Here is a 23,358-nt window from a genome sequence, read left to right as displayed (position 1 = left end):
GGCGCCCCCATGGATTAGACAACTGGCGGGAGCCGCAACCGCGCCCTGCAACACGTTCCAGCGTGGTGCCCGAGGGCGGCGCCGATCCATGCTGGCGGGTACGGAAACCCTCGATTAGACTGACATTTCAATCACCTGAGTGGTTACCCATGCTCGATGCAGTGCTCAACTTCCTGATCAACGGCGTGACCGGCGCAAGCTGGCTCGGCATCGTGATCTACATGCTGGTGATGACCCAGCTCACCATCTTCACGGTGACGATCTACTACCACCGCTGCCAGACGCACCGCGGGGTGGACCTGCACCCGCTGATCCAGCACTTCTTCCGCTTCTGGGGCTGGCTCACCACCGGCATGGTCACCAAGGAGTGGGTGGCGGTGCACCGCAAGCACCACGCCAAGGTCGAGACCGAGGAAGATCCGCACAGCCCGCAGATCTACGGCATCAAGAAGGTGTTCTGGGACGGCGTCTCGCTGTACCGCGACGCCAGCGAAGTGAAGGAAGACCTGGAGAAGTACGGCCGCGGCACCCCGGACGACTGGATCGAGCGCAAGCTCTACACCGGCCATCCGTACTGGGGGCCGGCGCTGATGCTGGTGGTCAGCTTCGCGCTGTTCGGCGTGATCGGCGTCGCGCTGTGGGCGGTGCAGATGATCTGGATCCCGTTCTGGGCCGCCGGCTTCGTCAACGGCATCGGCCACTGGTGGGGCTACCGCAACTTCGAGAGCGCCGACACCGCGCGCAACCTGATCCCGTGGGGCTTCTGGATCGGCGGCGAAGAGCTGCACAACAACCACCACGCGTTTCCCAGCTCGGCCAAGTTCGCCCTGCGCAAGTGGGAGTTCGACATCGGCTGGGCGGTGATCTGCGCGCTGCGCGCGGTGGGCCTGGCCAAGGTGCTGCGCGTCGCGCCGTCGCTGGACGTGCGCCCGAACGTGCACCTGCCCGACGCCGAGACGCTCAAGGCGGTGCTGACCCACCGCTTCCAGGCGATGACCGACTACTACCGCAACGTGATCGTGCCGACCCTGCGCGACGAGGCGCAGCATGCCGGCGAGAGCATCAAGGCGGTGCCGCGCCGCATGCGGCGTGCGCTGGCCGACGGTGGCCGCTGGCTGGACAACGAAGGCAACGCCAGGCTGCAGGCCGTGCTGGCCAAGCGGCCGACGCTGCGGACGGTGTGCGATTTCCGCAGTCGCCTCGCGGCGCTGCTGGAGCAGCGCGGCGCCGAGCAGGCGCTGAGCGGGCTGCAGCAGTGGATCCACGAGGCCGAGCAGAGCGGCATCCGCGCCCTGCAGGAGTTCGCCGCGCGGCTGAAGGGCTACGCGGTGGCGAACGCCGCCTGAGCCCCTCCATGACCTGACCGGAAAAGCTCGCCGTACGGCGGGCTTTTTTTATGCGGCGGCGGATGCTTCGTCCGGGGTTGCGGGACGCGCCGCCGCGGGTCCGGTGGCTGCCCATCGCACGGCGAAACCGCTATGCCCGGCCGATCCGTTCGGCCGCGGCGTCCTGCACGCAGGCGGCCGCGGCGACGAGGCCGGCGGCGGCGGCCGTCAGCACCGAGGCCATCGGCATCGGCAGGCCGGGGCCTTGCGCCATGTCGCCTGCCGCATAGACGCCGGCACGGCTGCTGCGGCCGAGCACATCGACCGCGACGGCGCCGCTGGGTGCGAGTTCGAGCCCGAGGTGCGCGGCGAACGGGGCGGCCTGCCGCCAGTCGGTCTTCACGAACAGGCCGCCGAGGTCCAGCGAGGCGCCGTCCGCGAAGTCGACGACGAGGCCGGGTCCGCCGCGGCGGACCCCGCGTATGCGGCCCGAACGCAGGTCCACGCCCATTCCGGCCAGGCTGGCGAGCAGTTCCGGCGCGGGCGTGTCGGCATCGGGCAGGACGATCACCCGGCTCGCCATCCGCGCGACGGTCGCGGCCAGTTGGGCGAGGTGCGGCGCGGCCCCGAGCAGGCCGACCGGCGTGCCCGAGAACTCGTACCCGTGGCAGAACGGGCAGTGCGCCACGACGTCGCCGAACAGCGGGGCCAGCCCGGGCACGTCCGGCAGGCGATCGGTCACGCCGGTCGCCAGCAGGACGCGCCGCGCCGCCACCGGCGGGCCGTCCTCGAGGTCCAGCCGGAAGTCGCCGGCATCTCCCGAGATCCGGGCGACGGCGCAGTCGAGGAAGCGCACCGTGCCGTAGCGCATGGCATCGGCGCGTGCCGCCGAGCGCAGCCCGGCAGGCGGGGTTCCGTCGTGGCCCAGGAAGTTGTGCATGCGGCTGGCCGGATCGTTGCGGTAATGGCCGGCGTCGAACACGGCCGCCGACTGTCCCATCCGGCCAAGGGTCTGCGCCGCCTGCAGCCCGGCGGCGCCGGCGCCGACCACGGCGACGTCGTAGGGCGGATGCTGGTTTTTCATCGGGTCTCCTCTCGCGTCGCGTAGCGCCTGGCTGGCATGGGCGCGCAGCCTAGGACTTCAGGTCGACATGAAGTCAATCGGAGATGGCTGTCGCATAGGCGACCCGGAAAGAGGCATCGGATGGTGCGTGCCTGGGGCGGCTCTGGAACGCTGATCGTGCAATGGCGCTGATGCGCCGTGGCTCGTTGCCGCGCACGTGTGTCCGCCGCGTGGGAGGGGAAGAACGAAAAACCCGCCTTGCGGCGGGCTTTTCGGGTGAGGCGCTGGATCCCGGCTTTCGCCGGGATGACCAACGGTTGACCACGCGCTTTGCGCGTGGACCGTTGGTCACTTGATCTTGCCTTCCTTGTAGATCACGTGCTTGCGCACGACCGGATCGTACTTCTTGAACTCGAACTTTTCCGGCGTGTTCTTCTTGTTCTTCTGCGTGGTGTAGAAGTGGCCGGTACCGGCCGAGGAGATCAGGCGGATCTTGTCTTGGGTCTTGTTAGCCATGGTTCAGTCCTCAGACCTTCTCGCCGCGGGCACGCAGCTCGGCGATCACGGCCTCGATGCCATTCTTGTCGATGGTGCGCAGCGCGGCGTTGGAGACGCGCAGCTTCACCCAGCGGTTCTCGCTGGCGACCCAGAAGCGGCGCTCGTGCAGGTTGGGCAACCAGCGGCGACGGGTCTTGTTGTTGGCGTGCGAGACGTTGTTGCCGGTCTGCACACCCTTTCCGGTGACTTGACATACACGGGCCATGAGGCCTCCGTAATCTTGGTGACGTAATCGTCATGGACCGCCCGTTGGCCAGGGCGGCATCGGCCCAGCGGCGCACGGGGCGCCACGCGATGGCTGGAGGTTGCCGCTTTTCGAGGGCGCCGTGAGGTCCGCATCGCGTGGCGGACGGGCCCGGAACCCCGGGTCGGCATAGTCGAGCCGTGCATTATCCCGGAAAAACAGGGCGCTGCGCAATCTTTGCGCATCCGGCGGGGCGAGTGCGGCATGGCGGCGTGCGGGGATGTATGGAACAATCGGCCTCTTTGCTCGCTACGAGCGCACATCTATCGAGGGGATCGCCATGGCGGAAGTCATCACCAACGGTCAGGCCAACGGCCAGTCCAGCCAGCCGCAGCTGGTGCTGCAGAAGATCTACGTGAAGGACGTGTCCTTCGAGGCGCCGAACGCGCCGCAGGTCTTCCAGGAGATCGGCGAGAACGACACGCAGCAGCCGCAGGTGCAGCTGAACCTCGGCCAGCGCGCCACGGAGCTGGGCAACGACCTGTACGAAGTGGTGCTGAGCCTGACCCTGACCTGCACGCTGGGCGAGCGCACCGCCTACCTCGCCGAAGTGCAGCAGGCCGGCCTGTTCGGCATCGCCGGCTTCAGCGAGCTGGACCACGCCGGCATCATCGGCAGCTACTGCCCGAACCTGCTGTTCCCGTACGCGCGCCAGGTGATCTCCTCGCTCGTGCTGGAAGGCGGCTTCCCGCCGTTCCTGCTGCAGCCGATCAATTTCGACGCGCTGTTCGCCGAGCAGCAGCGCCGCATGGCCGAGGGCGGCAACGAGGCCCCGGTACTCAACAGCTGAGCCAGCGGCATGGCTGAGCAGCCGATCCTTCCGACCCTCGCGGTGCTCGGCGCCGGCTCGTGGGGCACCGCGCTGGCCGCGCTGGCCGCGCGCAACGGCGTGCCGACCCGGCTGTGGGGGCGCGACGGCGAGGCGCTGGCCGAGATGGCGGCAAGCCGCCGCAACCAGCGCTACCTGCCGGACGTCGAGCTGCCGGCGGAGCTGGCCTACGAGGGCGACCTCGCCGCCGCCGTGCGCGGCGCCGGCATCGTGCTGATCGTGGTGCCCAGCCACGCCTTCGCGGCGATGCTGGACCAACTGGCGCCGCTGCTCGACGCGGACGCCGCGATCGCCTGGGCGACCAAGGGCTTCGAGCCGGGCACCGGCCGCTTCCTGCACGAGCTGGTGGCCGAGAAGCTGCCGGGCCGCGCCGCGGCGGTGGTCACCGGGCCGTCGTTCGCCAAGGAAGTCGCGCTGGGCCTGCCCAGCGCGGTCACCGTGCACTCGGACGACGACGCCTTCGCGCAGCAGGTGGCCTCGCTGCTGCACGCGCCTAACTTCCGCGCGTACTCCGGCGGCGACGTGCTCGGCGCCGAGTTGGGCGGCGCGATGAAGAACGTGCTGGCGGTCGCCACCGGCGTCGCCGACGGCATGCAGTTGGGCCTGAATGCGCGCGCCGGCCTGATCACCCGCGGCATGAACGAGATGCTGCGCCTGGGCATGGCCCTGGGCGCGCGGCCGGAGACGCTGATGGGCCTGTCCGGCCTCGGCGACCTGGTGCTCACCTGCACCGGCGACCTGTCGCGCAACCGTCGCCTGGGCCTGGCCCTGGGGCGGGGCGTCGGCATCGACGAGGCGGTGCGGCAGATCGGCCAGGTGGTGGAGAGCGTGCTCACCGCCGACGAGGTGGCGCGGCTGGCCGACCAGCACGGCCTGGACCTGCCCATTTCCAGCGGCGTGCGCGCCGTGCTGCACGGCGAGGTCACCCCGGTCGACGGCGTGCGCATGCTGATGTCGCGCGAGCAGAAGCCGGAATACCCGCAGGGGCTGTTCGGCCCGTTCTGAGCGTCGCCCTCCTGAACGCTTCGCGCACGCCGGATCGCCGCATCGCGGGGGATCCGGCGTGCCGTTGCACATCCATGCACCGGCCTTGCTAAGCTCGGCGTTTTGGTCGCTCCCGCGGACGCATGCGCATGCAGCAACCGGACGAGAAACAGCACGGCGATCGACTCCCCGCGCCCGGCGACGGCGCCGCGGAGACGCTGCCGGCCGTCTGGCGCCGCCTGCTGGCGCCGCCGGTTGCGGCGCCCGGCCACGAGCGCGGCGTGCTGGGCTTCTTCCTGGACGTGATGCCGGAGGAGGGCGCGCCGTTCGCGCGGGTGGACGTCGCCCCGGCGATCCTGGCGATCGCCGAGCATGGCCGCTTCGCCCGCCCGGTGCCGCTGGACAGCAAGCACCTGGCGCACGCGGCGCTGCAGCCGCACGAGCAGCGCCTGGCCGCCACCGTGCTTGGCCTGCCGCAGACGCTGCGCAAGAGCCGCAGCTATGCGCGGCTCAGCGGGCACGTCGGCGACGTGCTGCTGGCGGAGATCCTCGACACCGCGCCGTGCTTCCTCGGCGGCCTGGCCGGACTGCGGCTGTCGCGCGGCAAGTCGCACCAGCTCAACTGGCACTGGCAACTGGAGCAGGACGGCAGCCAGCGGCTGCTGCCGGCGCTGCCGAACAGCCAGCGCCTGCTGCGCATCGACGGGCTGTGGTACCTCGACCCGGAGCGCGCCGAGCTGGGCCACCTCGAGGCGCCGGCCGAGGAAACCCACTGGCTCGACCTGCCGCCGCTGAAGCACGACTACAGCCAGCGCCTGCGCCGCGCGCTGCCAGGCAGCCGGTTGGCCCAGCGCGTGCCGCTGCCGCACGTGTTCGGCGAGATGCGCCGCGCCGAGCTGGCACCCAAGCCGGTGCTGACCCTGCACGCGCTCACCCGCCACGCCCGCCTCGCCGCCGGCACGCCGCCGCTGGCCTATGCGCGGCTGGCCTTCGACTACGCCGGCGAGCGCCTGCCCGGCCGCGGCGGCGAGCCGCTGGTGCGCCGCGTGCGCAACGGCCAACTGGTCGAGATCGCGCGACGCCGCGCGGAAGAGCTGTCGGCGATGGAGCAACTGGAGCGCGTCGGCCTCACCCCGGGCGTGGACACCGAGGGCCTGCCCTGGGACCTGGCCGACACCTTGCCCGACGACGCCTGGCTGTTTCCCGGCAAGGGCTACGCGGGCGCGCTGGAAGTGAACACGCCGGCGCGCTGGCTGGCGCTGCGCGGCAAGCTGGAGGCCGAGGGCTTCCAGCTCGACTACGCGCCGAGCTTTCCGTTCGAGGTGCTGGATGGCCCGGTGCGCTGGTACGGCAACGCCACCGAGGACACCGACGACCACGCCTTCGACCTGGAGATCGGCATCGAGGTGGAGGGCAGGCGCCACAACCTGTTGCCCGCGGTGGCGCAGGCGCAGGCCGAGCACCAGTTGAACCTCAGCCCGGCGGCGAACGAGCCGGAGGACGCGGTGTGGTACGCGCCGGTGGACGAGCGCCGCCGCGTGCCGGTGCGGCTGAAGGAACTGCGCGGGCTGCTCGCGCCGCTGGCCGAGTACCTGGAAAAGCCGAAGAAGAAGCTGCACCTGCCGCGCGTGCAGGCCGGCCGTCTGGAGGAGCTCGTCGAGGCGCTGCCCGCCGGCGGCGAATTGCAGGCGCCCGAGCCGCTGCGCGGCTTCACCGCGCGTCTGCGCGACGCCGCCGAGCGCGCCAGCGACGCGATCCCCGAAGGGCTCGCCGTGGAGCTGCGGCCGTACCAGCGCGAGGGCCTGCGCTGGCTCAACGCGCTGGCCGAGGCCGGCGTCGGCGGCGTGCTCGCCGACGACATGGGCCTGGGGAAAACGCTGCAACTGATCACCCATCTGCTCGCGCTGAAGGAGCGCGGCGCGCTGTCCCAGCCGGCGCTGATCGTGGTGCCGACCAGCCTGATCCCGAACTGGCAGGCCGAGATCGCACGCTTCGCGCCGGCGCTGAAGGTGCTCGCCCTGCACGGGCCGCAGCGCAGCGGCGACTTCTCCCAGCTCGGCGCGCAGGACATCGTGCTGACCAGCTACGCGCTGCTGCCGCGCGACGTGGTCACGCTGAGGAAGCAGCCGTTCGCGCTGATCGCGCTGGACGAGGCGCAGCAGGTGAAGAATCCGCGCACGCAGGCTCGCCGCGCCGTGCTCAGCCTGCGCGCGCCTCGCTGCATCTGCCTCACCGGCACGCCGCTGGAGAACCACCTGGGCGAGCTGTGGTCGCAGGTGGACCTGGCCGTGCCCGGCCTGCTCGGCGACGAGGGCGCGTTCCGCCGCCACTACCGCGTGCCGATCGAGAAGCAGCACGACGAGGAGTGCCAGCAGCGGCTCAACCGCCGCCTCGCGCCGTTCATCCTGCGCCGGACCAAGTCGCAGGTGGCGGCCGAGCTGCCGCCGAAGACTGAGATCACCCGCCGCGTGGTGCTCGACGGCCGCCAGCGCGAGCTGTACGAAAGCCTGCGCCTGTCGCTGGCCGACGAACTGCGCGAGGTGATCGCGCAGCGCGGCATCGCGCATTCCGGCATCGTGGTGCTCGACGCCCTGCTCAAGCTGCGCCAGGTCTGCTGCGACCCGCGCCTGGTGAAGCTGGAGGCGGCGCGCGGCGTGCGCGACTCGGCCAAGTTCGAGCTGCTGATGGACATGCTGCCGGCGCTGCTCGCCGAGGGCCGCAAGGTGCTGCTGTTCTCGCAGTTCACCGAGATGCTCAAGCTGATCGCCGGCGAGCTGGAGCGCCACCGCATCCGCTACGTGATGCTCACCGGCGAGACGCGCGACCGCGCCGAGCCGGTGCAGCGCTTCCAGGACGGCGACGTGCCGCTGTTCCTGCTGTCGCTGAAGGCCGGCGGCGTGGGCCTCAACCTCACCGCCGCCGACACCGTGATCCACTACGACCCGTGGTGGAATCCCGCCGCCGAGGCGCAGGCCAGCGACCGCGCGCACCGCATCGGCCAGGACAAGCCGGTGTTCGTGTTCCGCCTGATCACCGCCGGCACGGTGGAGGAGCGCATCGAGGAACTGAAGGCGCGCAAGGCGGAACTGGCCGAGGCGGTGCTCGAAGGCGGCGGTACGCGCGAACGGCTCAGCTTCGACCAGGGCGACCTGGACGCGCTGCTGGCGCCGGGCTGAACTGGCCCGGATGTGAGATCAACCTGTGGTCGGCCGTGACTGCATTACTTTTCGGGCGACTGACTTTTGTATTTGTCGTGCAAGGCCGGACTGGGTGCGGCGACGCGCTCGAGCACGCCGACGGTCACCGTGCCCTGCAGGCCATCGAAGTCCTTTTCGGCCTGCCGATGCAGCTTTTGGGACAAGGCAAGCGCCGATTGCGGGTAAGGCGTCAGTCCGCTGATGTACGCAAAATTGCCGCCCATGGCGGCGGCGTCGTCAAGGAACTTGATCTCGCGGACGAAGCGTTGCGTCGCCCGCCGCCCGGCGACGTGGTCGCCATAGGTCTTTTTCAGCGCCACGTACATCCGCGACGCCGTCGAGACGTCGCCCGGCGAGCTCCCGAGGACGACGGCCGAGTAATCGCGCACGTAGTCGGCATTCTTGCGCTCCGCGGCCAGCGCCAGCCACGCGATGCCCAGGGGGCGATTGGCCGGGATGCCGGGAATGTCGCCGTTGACGTAAGCCAGGCCGAGTACATGCTGCGCGTCCTTGTTCGCCCAGTAGGCCGCTTCCTTGAGCATCTCGATGGCTTGCGAGGGGTGCTGGCGCTGCAGGTGGTAGCGTGCGCGACAGGCGTAATAGTCTCCCGGAAGGAGCCGTTCCCAGCCATCCGCGCAATAGATGCGCTGATCCTTGGCCTTGCCGGTTTTCGCCACACTGGTTGCTGCATCGGATGTCGCGTCCGTGCTTTGCCCGACGAGCGGAACGAGCACGATTGCCGCCATGGCAAACACACCGGACCATACCTTTTTCACCGTGCCTCCTTGCGACGCCGAGGTATCGCTTGGCCTGACTGAAGTGGTACTGCAGACAACGATACTCCGGGTCCGGACCTGGCAGCCAGTTGCTGATACGGCCGCTCCGATGATCCGGGGTGAGCGATGTCGACGACGACATCGCGTCGCATGGCTTCAAGTTGATGGCTTCAAGGTGAATCGAACGTGGCGCGCCGCAGGGTTATTTCAACTCGACTGTCCGCGTACGCAGCAGTGCGTCCACCGCCTGCTGCCAGTCGGGCGAGCCGGGCTGCGCCTGTGGCGCTTCCTGGCCGAGCTTGCGCTGCACGGCGGCGTTCCATTCCGCCGAGCCGTGGTCCGGCCCGTGACCGTCGTCGCTGATGCCCAGCGTGTGGTCGACCCAGGCATACCATTCCGCCGAGCCGAGCACGGCGTTGGCGGGTGCGGACTGGCCCGCCTGCGGCTGCGGCGGGTCCTGCGCCTGCGGTGGCTGGGAGGGCGAGCAGGCGGCGAGCAGGGCGACGAGGGAGAGGCCGGCAAGGCGTTGGCGCATGGAAGGCTCCGCGGTCGAATGAGGTCGAGCGTAGCGGCTGTCGTGCGCAGGGCGATGAACGCGGCCTGACATGCGCGGCCCGTCGCCGGCATCCGTACAGGCGCGGTCGGCGCGACGCGAAAAATCCGTTCAGTCGCGCGCCGCCACCTCGTCGATGTGGCGCAGCAGGTCCGCCGGGTCGTCGTACACGCGGAACGCGCCGGCCTGCTCCAGCTCGGCCCGGCCGTAGCCGCCCGACAGCAAGCCGACGCCGAGCGCGCGGGCGCGCTGCGCGGCGAGCATGTCCCAGATGCTGTCGCCGATCACCAGCGACTGGTGGATGTCCACGCCGAGGCGTGCCGCGGCGGCGAGGAAGAGGTCCGGGTCGGGCTTGGCGTGGCGCACCTGGTCGCGGGTCACCACCGGCACCTTGTCCGGATCGACGCCGAGCGCCTCCAGGTTGTGCGCGGCGGTCTGCATGCGCCCGCTGGTGGCGATCGCCCATGGGATCTGCTGTTCCGTGAGATAGGCGAGCAGCTCGCGCGCGCCGGGCAGCGGCCGCACCGAGCCCTGCGCGGCCTGCCGGTTGTACGCCTCTGCATGCCAGGTGCGCAGCCGCGCGAGGCGGTCCTCGGTGATCTCCAGCCCGGTCTCGCGCAGCAGGATGTTGGCGAACAGGCCGCCGCTCATGCCGATCTTGCGGTGGATGCGCCACACCGAAAGCTCCACGCCCTCCTTGTCCAGCGCCTCCTTCCACGCCAGCACGTGCTGGTAGACGCTGTCCACGAGGGTGCCGTCGAGGTCGAACAGGAAGGCGGTATCGCTGCGGGGCATGGCGGGGACCTCCATCGTCGGGGAGGCGACAGTGTCGCCGATCCGCGCCGGCCTTGCGCTGCGCGGGGCCTATCCCTGGCGCGGCAGCAGCGGCCGGCCCGATTCCAGCACCGCCAGCGCGGCGGCGCCGAGCAGGCCCGGTTCCGGATGGACGATCGCCACGGTGGGCACCTGCTCCATCGCTTCGCGGAAGCGGCCCTTCGCCTCGAAGCGTTCGCGGAAGCCGCCGCGCTGCAGCCAGGGCAGCAGGATCGGCAGCACGCCGCCGGTGAGGTAGACGCCGTCCCAGCCGCCCATGGTCAGCACCAGGTCGCCGGCGACGCTGCCGAAGATGCCGGCCAGGGTCTCCACCGTGCGGACGCACAGGGCATCGCTGCCGGCGACGGCGCGTGCGGTGATGTCCTCGGGGGTGAATTCCTCGGCGGGCTGGCCGGCGATGTCGGCCAGCGCCAGGTAGAGGTTCACGATGCCGTTGCCGCAGATCATCCGCTCGTTGGAGACGCGGCCGAAGCGCGCGTTGAGCCGGTGCAGGATCTCCACGTCCTCGGCGGTGTGCGCGGCGAAGCCGGCATGGCCGCCCTCGCTCTCCAGCACGCTGCAGTGGCCGTCGCGCAGCAGCAGGCCGCCGACGCCCAGGCCGGTGCCCGGGCCCATCACCACGAAGGTCTGCGACGGGCGGTGGCCGAGCCGCGGCAGCGGCAGCCTGCCCACCGGCGTGAGGTGCCCGGCCGCCAGCAGCGGCACGGCCATGCTCTGCGCGGCGAAGTCGTTGACCAGATGCACAGCGCGCATGCCCAGCTCGGCCTGCAGCGCGTGCGCCGCCACGGCCCACGGATTGTTGGTGATCTGCACCGTCTCGCCATCGGCGATGCGCCCCGCCGCGGCGATGATCGCCTGCTGCGCGGTGTTGCCGGTGTCGGCGAAGTACTGGCGGATGGTGTCGGCCAGCGTGGCGAAATCCTTCACCCGGTAGCGCTTCACGCTGTCCATCAGCAGGGGCTGCGGCCGGGCGGGGTCGGCCAGCGCGAAACGCACGTTGGTGCCGCCGAGGTCGGCGAGCAGGGTGGCGGGGGCGGGGCGATCGGAACTCATGAACCTTCCAGGCGGCGCGAAGTCCCAAGCCTGCCGCGCGCGCCGGCATTCGTCCAGCGTTCCTGGCGGAATGCTTGTCAAAGCAGCTTTTCTGCGGCACAACGGCCAGGGAAACGCGGGGAGGGGATCGCACGTCACATGGTCTGCATGGAAGCCATCACGCGCCGCTACCGGGTCGGCGGACAAGTCATCGCCGCGCTGGACGGGGTCAGCTTCACGGTGCCGCAGGGCCAGTTCACGGCCATCGTGGGGCCGTCCGGCTCGGGCAAGTCCACCCTGCTCAACATGCTCGGCTGCCTCGACCGGCCCGACAGCGGCCGCTACCTGCTCGACGGGGTGGACGTGTCCACCTTCGACGACGAGCGCGCCAGCGATTTCCGCAACCGGCGCATCGGCTTCGTGTTCCAGTCGTTCCACCTGCTGCCGCGGCTGAGCGTGCTGGAAAACGCGCTGCTGCCGCGGCGCTTCCTGCGCGGACCGGACGAGGGGCTGGAGCGGCGCGCGCACGAGCTGCTGGAACGGATGGGCCTGCAGCGGCATTTGCTGCATCGCCCGGGCCAGCTCTCCGGCGGACAGATGCAGCGCGTGGCGATCGCCCGCGCGCTGCTGATGCGCCCGGCGCTGCTGCTCGCCGACGAACCCACCGGCAACCTCGATTCGAAGAGCGCCGCCGACGTGCTGGCCCTGCTGGCCGAGGTGCACGCCGCCGGCCAGACCGTGGTGCTGGTGACCCACGATCCCGACGTGGCGGCGCAGGCGCAGCGGCAGATCGGCATCCGCGACGGCAGGATCGAGTTCGATGCGGCGGCCTGAGCGTGCGGCGCTGTTGGCGCTGCTGGCATTCTCCGCGCCGCTCGGCGCCACCGTGTTCAGCGGCGAGGTGCAGGTGGCCGACGCGCAATCGATCTACACGCCGCCCTCGATGAGCTCGCCGGTGGTGCTGCGCTACTACGTGCCCGACGGCAGCCGGGTGAAGCGCGGCGACGTGCTGCTGCGCATCGACGCCGGCCCGGCCGAGACCCAGCTCGGCAAGCTGCAGGCCGAGCTGGAGCAGATGACCGCCAAGAACGCCAAGGAGATCGCCGAGCTGCAGCTCAAGCAGTCCGACGCGGATCTCGCGCTGGCCGATGCCCAGGCCGAGCGCGACACGGCCGCGGTGGACGCGGCGATTCCCAGGCGGCTGGTCTCGGCCCTCAACTACGACCGCTACCAGGGCGAGATGGAGCGCACCGAACGGGCGCTCGCGCTGAAGAAGCAGGAAGCGGCCCAGGCCGCGGCCGCGGTGGCACGCCGGCAGCAGGACAGCGCGCTGGAGCTGAAGAAGCAGCGCCTGTCGCTGGCCTTCTTCCACGACCAGGTGGCCCAGGCGGTGGTGCGCGCGACGACCGGCGGCACGGTGATCCACGGCTTCGACAACGTGTTCGGCACGGGCGGCCGCTTCGAGGAAGGCTCGTCCAGCTATCCCGGCACCAAGGTCGGCGAAGTGATCGGCAGCAACCGCGGCTACCTCGTGCATGCCTGGGTGCTGGAGCCGGACCGGCGCGGGCTGAAGGCCGGCCAGCCGGTGCGCCTGCATATCGACGCCCTGCCGGGACAGGCGTTGCAGGGGCGCATCCAGGCGATCGCCGGTGCCTCCACCACCAAGAACGAATGGGGCGACGGGCGCTACTTCGAGATGGACATCGCGTTGCCGCCGGACCAGGAACTGCCGCTGCGCCCGGGCATGAGCGTGCGCGTCGACACCGACCTGGGCGATGCCGCCGACCGCGATGCGCCGTCCGTCCGTCCGTCGGGCCGGCTGCAGGCCGAGGGCGAGGTCTTCGCCGAGCGCAGCCTGGCGATCTCGCCGCCGGCGGTGGAAGGCCTGTGGCAGCTCACGGTGACGCAGATGGCCGGCGACGGCGAGTCGGTGAAGAAGGGCGACATGGTGGTGGTGTTCGACGGCAGCGAAGTGACGAAGAACCTCACCGCCAAGCGCAGCGAACTCACCGAGAAGCAGCGCAAGCAGGAACAGCTGAAGCTGGACCTGGCCGACCGCGCCAGCGAGGCGGAACTGGCCACCGCGCAGGCGCAGGCCGATTTCGAGAAGGCGCAGCGCAAGGCCGGCCAGCCGCAGGAATTCATCGCCCGGGTCGACTACCAGAAGCTGGTGATCGCGCGGGTCAAGGCCGGGCGCCGGCTGCAACTGACTCGCGAGCGCGGCAGGGTGGCGGCCGAGGCGCGCCGGGCCGAACAGCACATGGCCGATGCCGACGTGGAGCAGTTGCAGCGCGAGGTGGGCAAGCTGCAGGCGTCGCTGGCCGCGCTCACGGTGAAGGCGCCGCGCGACGGCATCGTGCTGCACCAGAACAGCTGGAGCGGCGACAAGATCGACACCGGTTCGCAGATCTGGCGCGGGCAATCGGTGGCGCAGATGCCGGAGCTGTCTTCGCTGGCGGTACGCGCCGCGCTGCCCGAGCGCGACCTTGCCCGCGTGCATGCCGGCCAGCGCGTGCGCGTGGTGATCGCCGGCGGCGGCGACCGCAGCCTCGGCGGCCGCATCGCGGAGATCGGCGGCAACGTGCACAGCAAGTCGCGGGTGGAAGCCGTGCCGGTGGTCGACCTGGTCGTGCAATTGGACGGCAGCAGGCTCGCGCTCAAGCCCGGCCAATCGGTGCGGGTGGAGATTCCCGCGGTGGAAACCGCGCCATGAGGCGGCTTGCCTGTTTCCTGCTGCTGCCCTGGCTGGCTGGCTGTGGCAGCGGCGAGCGCGATCGTCCGGTGCTGGAGCGGGTGCATGCCGGGCCGCTGGAATTCAGCGTGCAGGGCGAGGGCGAGCTGCGCTCGGTCCGCGCCACGCCGCTGCTGGTGCCCGGCCGGCAATGGACGCCGCGCCAGCTCAACTGGATGCTGCCCGACGGCAGCCCGGTGACCAAGGGCGAACTGGTGGCGCGCTTCTCCGCCGAGCAGAGCCGGCAGGACCTGGCGCAGGCGCAGATCGACCTGGAGCGCAACCTGCTGGCGCGCGCGACCAAGCAGGCCGAGCTGGACGACAAGCGCGGCCAGCTCGGCGTCGACCTCTCGCAGGTGGCCGGGCAACTGGTGATCGCGCACCGCTACGCCAACGCCGGCGAACTGGCGGTGGCGCGCAACGACATCCTCGACGCCGTGCAGGACGAGCGTTACCTGGACGTGCGCCAGCAGATCCTGCAGTCGCGCGAGCGGCAGTCGGCACAGCGCGGCAAGGCCGAGATGGCGGTGCTGGATGCGCAGCACAGCACCTACGACACCGTCGCGGCGCAGAAGCGCGGCGACCTGGACGCGCTGGAGCTGCGCGCTCCGCACGACGGCGTGCTGGTGCTGGAAAAGGACTGGTCCGACCAGGTGCCGCACGTCGGCAGCAGCCTGTGGGCCGGCAACAGTTTCGCCAGCCTGCCGGACATGTCCGCGCTGGAGGTGCAGCTGGCGGTGCCGCAGATCGAGGCGCAGGGCATCCAGGTCGGCGATGCGGTGGAACTGCATCCATGGGGCCTGCCCGCGCAGGCGGTCGCCGCGCGGCTGACCTGGGTCGCCTCCGCGGCGCAGCCGCGCAGCCGCGACAATCCGGTGAAATACCTGTCGATGAAGGCCGGCGTGCCGGCCGACGTGGCGCGCCGCTACGGCTGGATGCCGGGACAGCGCTTCGTCGGCAAGGTCGTCCTGCTGCGCGTGGACAAGGGCCTGAGCGTGCCGAACGTGGCATTGAGCAGCAGCGGCGACGACGCCAGCGTGCAGGTACTCGCCGACGGCAAGCTGCAGCGGCGCACGCTGCGCATCGGCGTGCGCGGCGCCACGCGCAGCCAGGTGCTGGATGGCCTGCGCGAGGGCGACCAGGTGGTGCTCGACGGCGGCAAGGCCGCGCCGGCCGCCGCCTCGGCATCGCCGGCGGGAGCGGCGCCATGATGTCGCCGGCCTGGCGCGAGGCGGTCGAGGCGCTGTCCCGGCGCAAGCTGCGCACCCTGCTGACCCTGCTCGGCATGATCTTCGGCGTCGGCGCGATCGTCGCCATGCAGGGTATCGGCGAGGGCAGCCGGCGCGAGGCGCTCAAGCTGGTGGAGAGCCTGGGCCTGCACAACCTGATCGTGGAGGCGAAGAGCCAGGACGGCGACGCCCTGAAGGAAGCCCGCGCGCGCAGCATCGGCCTCACCGTCGCCGACGCGCGCGCCGCGCTGGACGTGGTGCCGGGCGCCGATCGCTACGCGGCGGAAAAGCGCGTGCGCCGCTGGGACGTCTTCAGCGACGCCGGGCGCAGCGACGCGGAGGTGAGCGGGATCGGCCCGGACTATTTCGCGCTGGCCTCGCTGCGCATGGCCGAAGGCCGCGCGCTCGACGTGCACGACGACGACAGCCTCGCCGCGGTCGCCGTGCTCGGCGCGCAGGCCGCGCACGAGCTGTTTCCCGACGGCAAGCCCTTGGGGCGGCTGCTCAAGGTCAACCAGGCGTGGCTGCGCGTGGTCGGCGTGCTGGCCGACCGCGACCTCGGCCAGGACAAGTTCGAGGGCGTCGCGCTGGGCGCCGACAGCAACCGCGTCTTCGTGCCGCTGGCCAGCGCGCGGGCGCGCTTCCGTTTCCAGCCGATGGAGGACGAGATCGACCGCTTCCTGCTTCGCCTGCGCGATGCCGACGGGCTGGCGGCCGGCGCGCAGGTGCTCACCCGCGTGCTCGACCAGCGCCATGCCGGCGTCGGCGACTACCGCCTGGTGGTGCCGCAGCAGTTGTACCGGCAGAACCAGAAGACCCAGCGCATCTTCTCGATCGTGATGGGATCGATCGCCGGGGTCAGCCTGCTGGTCGGCGGCATCGGCATCATGAACATCATGCTCGCCAACGTGCTGGAGCGCCGGCGCGAGATCGGCCTGCTGCGGGCGATCGGCGCGCGGCGGCAGGACATCGTCCACCGCTTCCTGCGCGAGGCGGTGGTGATCTGCGCGTCCGGCGCGGCCATCGGCCTGCTGTTCGGCGCGCTGCTCGCCTACGCGATCGCCGCGTTCGCGGGCTGGCAGGTGGCGTGGGAGCCGTTCGGCATCGCCGCCTCGGTGCTCGCCTGCCTGCTGATCGGCTTGGCCTTCAGCATCTACCCGGCGCGCCAGGCGGCGGCGCTGGATCCGATCGCGGCGATCCGCGACGAATGAGCCCGCGCGCGCCGCTGGATTCGTCGTTGCAAATGAGATAGATTCTCATTTGTGGATGGCGGCGCCTTTCTCCCCGGGTGCCGTCGTCCGCTGTTCCACCCCGGCCGCCAGCACCGGCGAGTGACTCGCCTCCTTTGCCAGCAAGCCGCGTGCAATCCACGCAAGGCAAAGGAAACCCCATGTTGCGCATCACCCCGTTGGCCGCCGTGATCGGCGTCCTGCTGGCTTCGCCGGCGCCGGCCGCCGAATCATCGCTGCCGGCCCCCGCCCCGGCCGCCGACAGCGCCACCGACCTGCCGCGCGTGCAGGTCACCGCGCTGAGCTCGTCGATCCAGTTGAACGCGCCGGGCACCGTCTCGGTGATCGGCCGCCAGCAGATGGACCGGCACCTGGTCGGCACCATCCGCGACCTGGTGCGCTACGAGCCGGGCGTGTCGGCGGTCGGCGGCGCCGGCCGCTTCGGCCTGGACAGCTTCAGCATCCGCGGCCTGTCGGGCAACCGCACGCGGATCGAGATCGACGGCGTGACCATGCCGGCCTCGTTCGGCGCCGCGGTCGGGGGCGGCAGTTTCCGCGCCGGGCGCGATTTCATCGACCTGGACAGCGTGAAGCAGGTCGAGATCGTGCGCGGGCCGGCCTCGGCCGTCTATCCGTCCGACTCGCTCGGCGGCATGGTCAGCCTGCGCACCAAGGACCCGGCCGACTACCTGCGCGCCGGCCGCGACGTCTACGTCTCGCTGAAGGAGCAGTACGACAGCAGCGACCGCAGCATGGCCTCCACCGCGACCCTGGCCGGCGGCGACGCGCGCAACGGCATCCTGTTCGTGTTCGGCCACCGCGAAGGCCGGCAGACCGCCAACCGCGGCGACGTGGACACGATCGGCGCCACCCGCACGCGGCCCGACCCGCTGCGCTACGGCCTGGACAGCTTCCTCGGCAAGTACGTGCACACCGCCGGCAGCGGCCGCATCGACCGGCTGATCCTGGACGGCTCGCAGCGGCGCACGCGCAGCGACGGCCTGTCCAGCCTCGACCCGGCCAAGGGCGTGGGCTTCTACCGTTCGCAGGACGCCAGCACGCGGGTGCGCGCCAGCATCGGCCAGGAGTTCCCGCGGCTGGGCGCGGCGCTGGCCGACACGCTGGAATGGAACCTCTACGGGCAGCAGAGCCGCAGCACCACGCGCACCCAGACGGAAACGGCGAGCGTGCTGCGCTACTTCGACAGCATGCCGCTGCGCGAGCGCGTCGCCGGCGGCAAGCTGCTCTTGACCCGGCGGCTGGGCGAGGGCGGCGCGGTGGCGCAGACGATCCGCTATGGCGCGGAGGTCTCGCGCACCAAGGTCGATTCCGATGCCGGCGGCTACGGCGTGGACAAGCTCACCGGCGCACGCAGCAGCGGCAAGCCGTTCATGCCCGGCAACTACCCGCTGCACCTGATCCCGGAAAGCGACACCGACCGCTACGCCGTGTTCGCCGAGGACGGCATCGGACTGCTCGACGGCCGCCTGGACGTCACCCCCGGCGTGCGCGTGGACCGCTACGCCTACAAGCCGGAGAACGATGCGCTGTACCTGAAGTACAACCGCGGCTACGTGAGCAGGGACTACACGAAGACGCACGCTTCGCCCAAGCTCGGCGTGATCTGGCGCTTCGGCGACGCGCTCGCCGCGTACGCCAACTACGCGCAGGGTTTCCGCCCGCCGCTGTACAGCGAGATCGCCGGCGCCTGGAACGAGCAGCCGGCGCCGGGCTTCAACATCGCCTTCCTGCCCAACGACCGGCTCAAGGCGGAGACCAGCAAGGGCGTCGAGCTGGGCCTGCGCGGCAACGGCGAGGCCGGCTGGTTCAATCTCGCGGCCTACTACAACCGCTACCGCGACTTCATCTGGTCCGGCTACCAGCTCAAGCCCGGCCAGGTGCCGGACTGGGCCGGCCAGATCGCGCCCGGCGCGCGGATGGCCTTCTACTACCAGGCGGTGAACGCGCGCCGCGCCACCATCAAGGGCGCCGAGGCCAGCGGCGCGCTGCGCCTGGGCGCCTTCGGCGACGCGTTGCAGGGCTGGGAGCTGAAGGGCAGCGCCGCGCTGGCCAGCGGGCGGCTGATCGAACCCGGCGCCGGCGGCTACAGCCCGCTCAATACGGTCGATCCGGCCAAGCTGGTGCTCGGCATCGGCTACGAGGCCGAGCGATGGGGCGCCGAACTGGTCGGCACCGCGGTGCGGCGCCATCCGCGGCTGTCCGTGCCCGATGCGTTCCGGCCGCCGGGCTACGCCACGCTGGATCTGTACGCGCACTACGCGCCGGTCGAGAACCTCGAACTGTATGCCGGCGTCAGCAACCTCGCCGACCGCAAGTACTGGGACTGGGGCAGCCTGAACGGCGGGACCCTGGGCAACCTGACCAGCGGCAACGGCATCAACGACGCCGGCACCGGCGGCCTTCCCGCCGACCGCCTCGGCATGCCCGGCCGCAGCTTCAGCGTGGCCGCGCGCATCGCCTTCTGAACGGAGCCCTGTCCATGTTGAACGAATCCGCGACCATGACCGACAACCCCATGCCGCCGCCGCAGTTGCAGGCCGCCTGGCAGCAATTGCGCGAGCGCGAGCCGGGCCTGCGCGCGCGCGACCTCGCCGAGCGGCTCGGCGTGAGCGAAGGCGAGCTGGTCGCCAGCCGCTGCGGCGACGGCGTCACCCGCCTGGACGGGCCGTGGGCGGAAGTGATCCGTGCGCTGCCCGCGCTGGGCCGGGTGATGGTGCTGACCCGCAACGACAGTTGCGTGCACGAGAAGAAGGGCACGTTCGCCAACATCGAGATCGGCGGCGCGATGGGCGTGGTGCTGGACGAGGCGATCGACCTGCGGCTGTTCCTCGCCCACTGGAAGCACGGCTTCGCGGTGCGCGAGGCGTCGCGCGGACGCACCCTGAAGAGCCTGCAGTTCTTCGACGGCGACGGCCGCGCGGTGCACAAGGTCTATCTCACCGACGACAGCAGCCTCGACGGCTGGCGCAGCCTGCTGGGCCGGCACGCCGCCGGCGTGCAGTCGCCGCTGCTGGAACGGCGCACGGTGGCCGATCCGCTGCCGCACCTGCTGCGCGACGAGGCGGTGGACGTGGCCTCGCTGCGCGAGGGCTGGCGCGCGCTGCGCGACCCGCACGACTTCTTCGCCCTGCTCAGGCGACACCGTGTCACCCGCACGCAGGCGCTGCGCCTGGTCGGCCAGGAATTCGCGCGGCGGGTCGGCAACGCCTCGATCCGCACCGTGCTCGACGCGGCGGCGTCCAGCGGATTGCCGATCATGGTGTTCGTCGGCTCGCCCGGCGTAGTGCAGATCCACACCGGGCCGGTGCGCAACATCAAGACGGTCGGGCCGTGGCTCAACGTGCTCGACGAGGACTTCAACCTGCACCTGCGCGAGGACCACATCGTGGAGAGCTGGGTGGTGCGCAAGCCCACGCCGGAGGGGCCGGTCACCTCGCTGGAGCTTTACGACGCCCGCGGCGGCCAGATCGTGCAGTTGTTCGGCAAGCGCAAGCCGGGCGTGCCGGAGCTGGAGGCGTGGCGCGGGCTGGTCAGCGGGCTGGAGGAGGTGGGCCATGCGTGACTGGGCGATTGTTGGCGGCAAGCATCGCGCTTCGGCCGGACCCTCACCCGCCTGCCGGCACCCTCTCCCGGAGGGAGAGGGATTCGTCCCCTGGCATCGCGCCGGCTTTTCCTTCTCCCTCCGGGAGAAGGTGCCCGAAGGGCGGATGAGGGTCCGGCCGAAGCGTGTCGTGGGCCTTCGCCATGCCTTCCTCGCAGCCCTCGCGCTGCTCTGCGTGCCCGTGCTGCACGCCACCTCGCCGGAAACCGCTGCGCCACAGCCGCAGCGCGTGGTCGCCCTGGGCGGCGACATCACCGAGACCGTCTACGAACTGGGCGCGGGGCAGGCGCTGGTCGGCGTGGACAGCACCAGCCTGTGGCCGGAGGCCGCGCGCAAGTTGCCCGACGTCGGCTACGTGCGCCAGCTCGCCGCCGAAGGCGTGCTGGCATTGCGCCCGCAGTTGATCCTGGCCACCGCCGACGCCGGGCCGCCGCAGGTGATCGCGCAACTGCAGGCCGCCGGCGTGCGCATCGAGAAGATGCCGGTGACGCATACGCCGCCGGAAGTGATAGCCAAGGTGCGCCGCATCGGCGCGCTGCTCGGCCGGCAAGGCGCCGCGGAGCAACTGGCGGGCAAGCTGGAAAGCGAGTACGCCGCGCTGGCGGCGGTCGTCGCGGGCATGACGGAGCATCCACGCGTGGTGTTCCTGCTCTCGGCCGGTTCCGGCAGCCCGATGGCGGCCGGGCGGGATACCGCGGCCGCGCATGCGATCGCGCTGGCCGGCGGGGTCAACGCGGCGGACGGCTTCGCCGGCTACAAGCCGGTCTCGGCCGAGGCGCTGGTGGCGCTGGCACCCGAGGCGATCGTGCTGATGCGCGAGCGGGCCGAGGCGCTGGGCGGCATCGAAGGCGTGCTGAAGCTGCCCGGCGTGGCGCAGACGCCGGCCGGCCGCGCGCGGCGCATCGTGTTCGTCGACGGCCAGGCCCTGCTCGGCTTCGGGCCGCGCAACGCCGACCGCGAGCTGGCCCTGCAGCGCGAACTGGCGGCCATGCGGCGATGAACGCCATCGCGCTGCCGCGCTGGCGCGGCTGGACCCGCCGCGGCCTCATCCTCGGCGGCCTCGCGCTGCTGCTGCTGGCGAGCGCGGTGGTCGGCATGGCGAGCGGCGCGATGCGCCTGGACGCCAGCGAGGTGGTCGGCGCGCTGGCGCGCTGGCTGGCCGGCCAGCCGGCGCAGGGCGACGACCAGGTCGTGCTGATGCTGCGCCTGCCGCGCGTGCTGATGGCGAGCCTGGTCGGCGCCGCGCTGGCGTGCAGCGGCGCGACCATGCAGGGGCTGTTCCGCAACCCGCTGGTGGAGCCGGGCCTGGTCGGCATCTCGGCCGGCGCGGCGCTCGGCGCGATCGCGATGATCGTGCTCGGCGGCGGCCTGCTCGCCACCGCGCCGGGCGTGCTCGGCTCGTTCGGCGTCGCCTTCGCTGCGTTCGCCGGCGGCCTGCTGGCGACGGTGCTGGTGTACCTGTTCGGGCGCCGCCGACCCGGCGTGGCGACGCTGCTGCTGGCCGGCGTGGCGATCAATGCGATCGCGATGGCCGGCGTGGGCCTGCTCACCTACCTCGCCAACGAGCACCAGTTGCGCGACCTCAGCTTCTGGACCCTGGGCAGCCTCGGCGGCACCGACTGGGTCCGGCTGGCCGCGGTGGCGCCGCTGATGCTGCTGCCGGTGCTGCTGTTGCCGCGCGACGCGCGCGCGCTCAACGCGCTGCTGCTGGGCGAGCGCGAGGCGTCGCTGCTCGGCTTCCAGCCCGAGCGCCTGCGCCGGCGGCTGATCGCGCTGGTGGCGCTGGCGACCAGCGCGGCGGTGGCGATGTGCGGGGTGATCGGCTTCGTCGGCCTGCTGGTGCCGCACGTGCTGCGCATGGCGTGGGGGCCGGACCACCGCCTGCTGCTGCCGGCCTCCGCCTTGGCCGGCGCCACGCTGCTGATCGCCGCCGATGCGGTGGCGCGCGTGGTGGTGGCGCCGGCGGAGCTGCCGATCGGCGTGATCACCGCGCTGCTCGGCGGGCCGTTCTTCCTGTGGCTGCTGCTGCGCCTGCGGATCGCCGAGGCGGCGGCATGAGCCTGCCCTTCGACTGGCGCCAGGCACCGGCCGCGGACGGCGGCGTGCTCGACGCGCGCGAGGTGCACCTGGACGCCGGCGGCCGCCCCATCCTGCGGGACATCAGCCTGCGCGCGCATCCGGGGCGGCTGCTCGCGCTGGTCGGCCCGAACGGCGCCGGCAAGAGCAGCCTGCTCAACCTGCTGGCCGGCCTGGGCCGGCCGTCGCGGGGCGAGGTCGCGCTGGACGGCCGCCCGCTGGCGGAGTGGCCGCTGGCGGCGCTGGCGCGCCGCCGCGCGATGCTGTCGCAGAATGTGCGGCTCGGTTTCGCCTTCCGTGTGGAGGAAGTGGTGCAACTGGGCCGCAGCCCGCACGGCGACCGCGCCATGGACGCGGCCGACCGGCGCATCGTCGACGCCGCGCTGCGGGCGGTGCAGGCGGCGCACCTGCGCGGGCGCAACTACCTGGAACTGTCCGGCGGCGAGCAGCAGCGCGTGCAACTGGCGCGCGTGCTGGCGCAGGTATGGGAGCGCACCGACGGCCCGGCCTGGCTGCTGCTGGACGAACCCGAAGCCAGCCTCGACATCGCCCACCAGCACCACGTGCTGCGCCATGCGCGCGTGCTGGCGCAGCAGGGCTACGGCGTGATCGCGGTGCTGCACGATCTCAACCTCGCCGCGCGCTACGCCGACGAGGTGGCCCTGCTGGAACGCGGCCGGCTGCTGCACCACGGGCCGCCGGCCGACGCGCTGAAACCGCGCGTGCTGTCGGAGGTGTACGGGCTGCCGCTGCGGCGCGTGGCGGTGGACGGGCATGGATGGATGCTGGCGCCGGCGTGAGGCGAGAGGCGAGAGGCGAGAGGCGAGAGGCGCGGGACGCCAGTATGAGACGGGGCACGGTGGCGGGAGGTGGCTCGCTCCTTCCCGCGCGTCATCGCATGCGATTCTCGTCATTGCCCGCTGCGGCTCCTTCCCGTCGTTACCGATCACTCCCCCTTTCCCGTCATTCCTGCGAAAGCAGGAATCCAGCGACTTGGAGTCCCTTCGAAGACCCAAAGGCACTGGTTTCCTGCTTTCGCAGGAATGACGGGCATGTGTATAGCGGGTACAGCGAAC

General features: G+C 71.4%; 20 protein-coding genes. 13 read left to right on the top strand and 7 right to left on the bottom strand.

The genetic code is table 11. The features are described 5' to 3' along the window. Positions 1-149: 149 nt before the first annotated feature. Positions 150-1,346 (top strand): fatty acid desaturase, encoded by a 1,197-nt coding sequence (locus ASG87_RS01415; protein WP_055999658.1) that lies wholly within the window; start codon positions 150-152, stop codon positions 1,344-1,346. Between the two features lie 130 nt (positions 1,347-1,476). Here the strand turns inward: ASG87_RS01415 and ASG87_RS01410 are convergent, their stop codons facing one another. The 3 genes from ASG87_RS01410 to rpmB all read right to left on the bottom strand — a co-directional run bounded on the left by ASG87_RS01410 (position 1,477) and on the right by rpmB (position 3,151). After that, the gene (locus ASG87_RS01410; RefSeq protein WP_055999655.1) at positions 1,477-2,409 is read right to left on the bottom strand and encodes an NAD(P)/FAD-dependent oxidoreductase; all 933 of its coding nucleotides are present in this window, start codon (positions 2,407-2,409) and stop codon (positions 1,477-1,479) included. A gap of 327 nt (positions 2,410-2,736) precedes the next feature. Then, entirely contained in the window at positions 2,737-2,904 is a 168-nt protein-coding gene (rpmG, locus tag ASG87_RS01405; RefSeq protein ID WP_017463578.1) for a 50S ribosomal protein L33, read from the bottom strand. Between the two features lie 10 nt (positions 2,905-2,914). Further along, positions 2,915-3,151: a 50S ribosomal protein L28 gene (gene rpmB / locus ASG87_RS01400; RefSeq protein WP_055999652.1), complete on the bottom strand. Its 237-nt coding sequence runs from the start codon at positions 3,149-3,151 to the stop codon at positions 2,915-2,917. A 319-nt stretch (positions 3,152-3,470) separates the two neighbouring features. On the opposite strand from rpmB, the gene secB reads away from it, so the two are divergent. The 3 genes from secB (at position 3,471) to ASG87_RS01385 (ending at position 8,179) form a co-directional block, all read left to right on the top strand. Further along, positions 3,471-3,980, top strand: a complete 510-nt coding sequence (secB, locus tag ASG87_RS01395) for a protein-export chaperone SecB (RefSeq protein WP_055999649.1) — start codon at positions 3,471-3,473, stop codon at positions 3,978-3,980. Positions 3,981-3,989: 9 nt separating this feature from the next. Further along, entirely contained in the window at positions 3,990-5,024 is a 1,035-nt protein-coding gene (locus tag ASG87_RS01390) for an NAD(P)H-dependent glycerol-3-phosphate dehydrogenase (protein ID WP_055999645.1), read from the top strand. 128 nt (positions 5,025-5,152) lie between these two features. Beyond that, positions 5,153-8,179, top strand: coding sequence for a DEAD/DEAH box helicase (locus tag ASG87_RS01385; RefSeq protein WP_056000252.1), 3,027 nt, complete (start codon positions 5,153-5,155; stop codon positions 8,177-8,179). A 44-nt stretch (positions 8,180-8,223) separates the two neighbouring features. Here the strand turns inward: ASG87_RS01385 and ASG87_RS01380 are convergent, their stop codons facing one another. From ASG87_RS01380 to glk, 4 genes are all read right to left on the bottom strand, one after another. Then, the gene (locus tag ASG87_RS01380; protein ID WP_157510823.1) at positions 8,224-8,976 is read right to left on the bottom strand and encodes a hypothetical protein; all 753 of its coding nucleotides are present in this window, start codon (positions 8,974-8,976) and stop codon (positions 8,224-8,226) included. Between the two features lie 202 nt (positions 8,977-9,178). Next, positions 9,179-9,511, bottom strand: a complete 333-nt coding sequence (locus tag ASG87_RS01375; protein ID WP_055999639.1) for a hypothetical protein — start codon at positions 9,509-9,511, stop codon at positions 9,179-9,181. Between the two features lie 129 nt (positions 9,512-9,640). Next, a complete protein-coding gene (locus ASG87_RS01370; RefSeq protein ID WP_056000249.1) occupies positions 9,641-10,324 on the bottom strand; it encodes an HAD family hydrolase in 684 nt (227 codons plus the stop codon). 69 nt (positions 10,325-10,393) lie between these two features. Next, positions 10,394-11,416: a glucokinase gene (gene glk / locus ASG87_RS01365; protein ID WP_055999636.1), complete on the bottom strand. Its 1,023-nt coding sequence runs from the start codon at positions 11,414-11,416 to the stop codon at positions 10,394-10,396. Positions 11,417-11,563: 147 nt separating this feature from the next. Here glk and ASG87_RS01360 point away from each other — a divergent pair, with 147 nt between their 5' ends. The 9 genes from ASG87_RS01360 to ASG87_RS01320 all read left to right on the top strand — a co-directional run bounded on the left by ASG87_RS01360 (position 11,564) and on the right by ASG87_RS01320 (position 23,082). Continuing rightward, positions 11,564-12,229: an ABC transporter ATP-binding protein gene (locus tag ASG87_RS01360; RefSeq protein ID WP_235499535.1), complete on the top strand. Its 666-nt coding sequence runs from the start codon at positions 11,564-11,566 to the stop codon at positions 12,227-12,229. Next, positions 12,216-14,108: an HlyD family efflux transporter periplasmic adaptor subunit gene (locus tag ASG87_RS01355; protein ID WP_055999630.1), complete on the top strand. Its 1,893-nt coding sequence runs from the start codon at positions 12,216-12,218 to the stop codon at positions 14,106-14,108. Before ASG87_RS01360 ends, ASG87_RS01355 begins: the two co-directional genes overlap by 14 nt. Next, positions 14,105-15,337 carry an efflux RND transporter periplasmic adaptor subunit gene (locus ASG87_RS01350; protein WP_055999627.1) on the top strand — a complete coding sequence of 411 codons (1,233 nt, stop codon included), beginning with the start codon at positions 14,105-14,107 and terminating at the stop codon, positions 15,335-15,337. The genes ASG87_RS01355 and ASG87_RS01350 overlap by 4 nt, the downstream gene beginning before the upstream one ends. Then, on the top strand, positions 15,334-16,566 hold the full coding sequence (locus ASG87_RS01345) for an ABC transporter permease (protein WP_055999623.1): 1,233 nt from the start codon (positions 15,334-15,336) through the stop codon (positions 16,564-16,566). Before ASG87_RS01350 ends, ASG87_RS01345 begins: the two co-directional genes overlap by 4 nt. Positions 16,567-16,745: 179 nt before the next feature. Further along, positions 16,746-19,070, top strand: a complete 2,325-nt coding sequence (locus ASG87_RS01340) for a TonB-dependent hemoglobin/transferrin/lactoferrin family receptor (RefSeq protein ID WP_055999621.1) — start codon at positions 16,746-16,748, stop codon at positions 19,068-19,070. Positions 19,071-19,084: 14 nt separating this feature from the next. Next, positions 19,085-20,167 carry a ChuX/HutX family heme-like substrate-binding protein gene (locus ASG87_RS01335; RefSeq protein WP_200948961.1) on the top strand — a complete coding sequence of 361 codons (1,083 nt, stop codon included), beginning with the start codon at positions 19,085-19,087 and terminating at the stop codon, positions 20,165-20,167. Between the two features lie 169 nt (positions 20,168-20,336). After that, on the top strand, positions 20,337-21,206 hold the full coding sequence (locus tag ASG87_RS01330; protein WP_162258288.1) for an ABC transporter substrate-binding protein: 870 nt from the start codon (positions 20,337-20,339) through the stop codon (positions 21,204-21,206). Then, a complete protein-coding gene (locus tag ASG87_RS01325; protein WP_055999616.1) occupies positions 21,203-22,264 on the top strand; it encodes an iron ABC transporter permease in 1,062 nt (353 codons plus the stop codon). The genes ASG87_RS01330 and ASG87_RS01325 overlap by 4 nt, the downstream gene beginning before the upstream one ends. After that, positions 22,261-23,082, top strand: coding sequence for a heme ABC transporter ATP-binding protein (locus tag ASG87_RS01320; protein WP_082582675.1), 822 nt, complete (start codon positions 22,261-22,263; stop codon positions 23,080-23,082). Before ASG87_RS01325 ends, ASG87_RS01320 begins: the two co-directional genes overlap by 4 nt. Positions 23,083-23,358 lie beyond the last annotated feature (276 nt).

It is taken from the genome of Frateuria sp. Soil773, assembly GCF_001428405.1.
Lineage (GTDB): Bacteria > Pseudomonadota > Gammaproteobacteria > Xanthomonadales > Rhodanobacteraceae > LMSL01.
Note: the sequence above shows the minus strand (reverse complement) of the source record. Positions and strands in the feature narration are given on the sequence as shown.

Bases quoted from the DNA above. Each gene is read 5' to 3' on its own strand.
- ASG87_RS01415 (WP_055999658.1), top strand. From the start codon at position 150: ATGCTCGATGCAGTGCTCAACTTCCTGATCAACGGCGTGACCGGCGCA.
- ASG87_RS01410 (WP_055999655.1), bottom strand. From the start codon at position 2,409: ATGAAAAACCAGCATCCGCCCTACGACGTCGCCGTGGTCGGCGCCGGC.
- rpmG (WP_017463578.1), bottom strand. From the start codon at position 2,904: ATGGCTAACAAGACCCAAGACAAGATCCGCCTGATCTCCTCGGCCGGT.
- rpmB (WP_055999652.1), bottom strand. From the start codon at position 3,151: ATGGCCCGTGTATGTCAAGTCACCGGAAAGGGTGTGCAGACCGGCAAC.
- secB (WP_055999649.1), top strand. From the start codon at position 3,471: ATGGCGGAAGTCATCACCAACGGTCAGGCCAACGGCCAGTCCAGCCAG.
- ASG87_RS01390 (WP_055999645.1), top strand. From the start codon at position 3,990: ATGGCTGAGCAGCCGATCCTTCCGACCCTCGCGGTGCTCGGCGCCGGC.
- ASG87_RS01385 (WP_056000252.1), top strand. From the start codon at position 5,153: ATGCAGCAACCGGACGAGAAACAGCACGGCGATCGACTCCCCGCGCCC.
- ASG87_RS01375 (WP_055999639.1), bottom strand. From the start codon at position 9,511: ATGCGCCAACGCCTTGCCGGCCTCTCCCTCGTCGCCCTGCTCGCCGCC.
- ASG87_RS01370 (WP_056000249.1), bottom strand. From the start codon at position 10,324: ATGCCCCGCAGCGATACCGCCTTCCTGTTCGACCTCGACGGCACCCTC.
- glk (WP_055999636.1), bottom strand. From the start codon at position 11,416: ATGAGTTCCGATCGCCCCGCCCCCGCCACCCTGCTCGCCGACCTCGGC.
- ASG87_RS01360 (WP_235499535.1), top strand. From the start codon at position 11,564: ATGGAAGCCATCACGCGCCGCTACCGGGTCGGCGGACAAGTCATCGCC.
- ASG87_RS01355 (WP_055999630.1), top strand. From the start codon at position 12,216: ATGCGGCGGCCTGAGCGTGCGGCGCTGTTGGCGCTGCTGGCATTCTCC.
- ASG87_RS01350 (WP_055999627.1), top strand. From the start codon at position 14,105: ATGAGGCGGCTTGCCTGTTTCCTGCTGCTGCCCTGGCTGGCTGGCTGT.
- ASG87_RS01345 (WP_055999623.1), top strand. From the start codon at position 15,334: ATGATGTCGCCGGCCTGGCGCGAGGCGGTCGAGGCGCTGTCCCGGCGC.
- ASG87_RS01340 (WP_055999621.1), top strand. From the start codon at position 16,746: ATGTTGCGCATCACCCCGTTGGCCGCCGTGATCGGCGTCCTGCTGGCT.
- ASG87_RS01335 (WP_200948961.1), top strand. From the start codon at position 19,085: ATGTTGAACGAATCCGCGACCATGACCGACAACCCCATGCCGCCGCCG.
- ASG87_RS01325 (WP_055999616.1), top strand. From the start codon at position 21,203: ATGAACGCCATCGCGCTGCCGCGCTGGCGCGGCTGGACCCGCCGCGGC.
- ASG87_RS01320 (WP_082582675.1), top strand. From the start codon at position 22,261: ATGAGCCTGCCCTTCGACTGGCGCCAGGCACCGGCCGCGGACGGCGGC.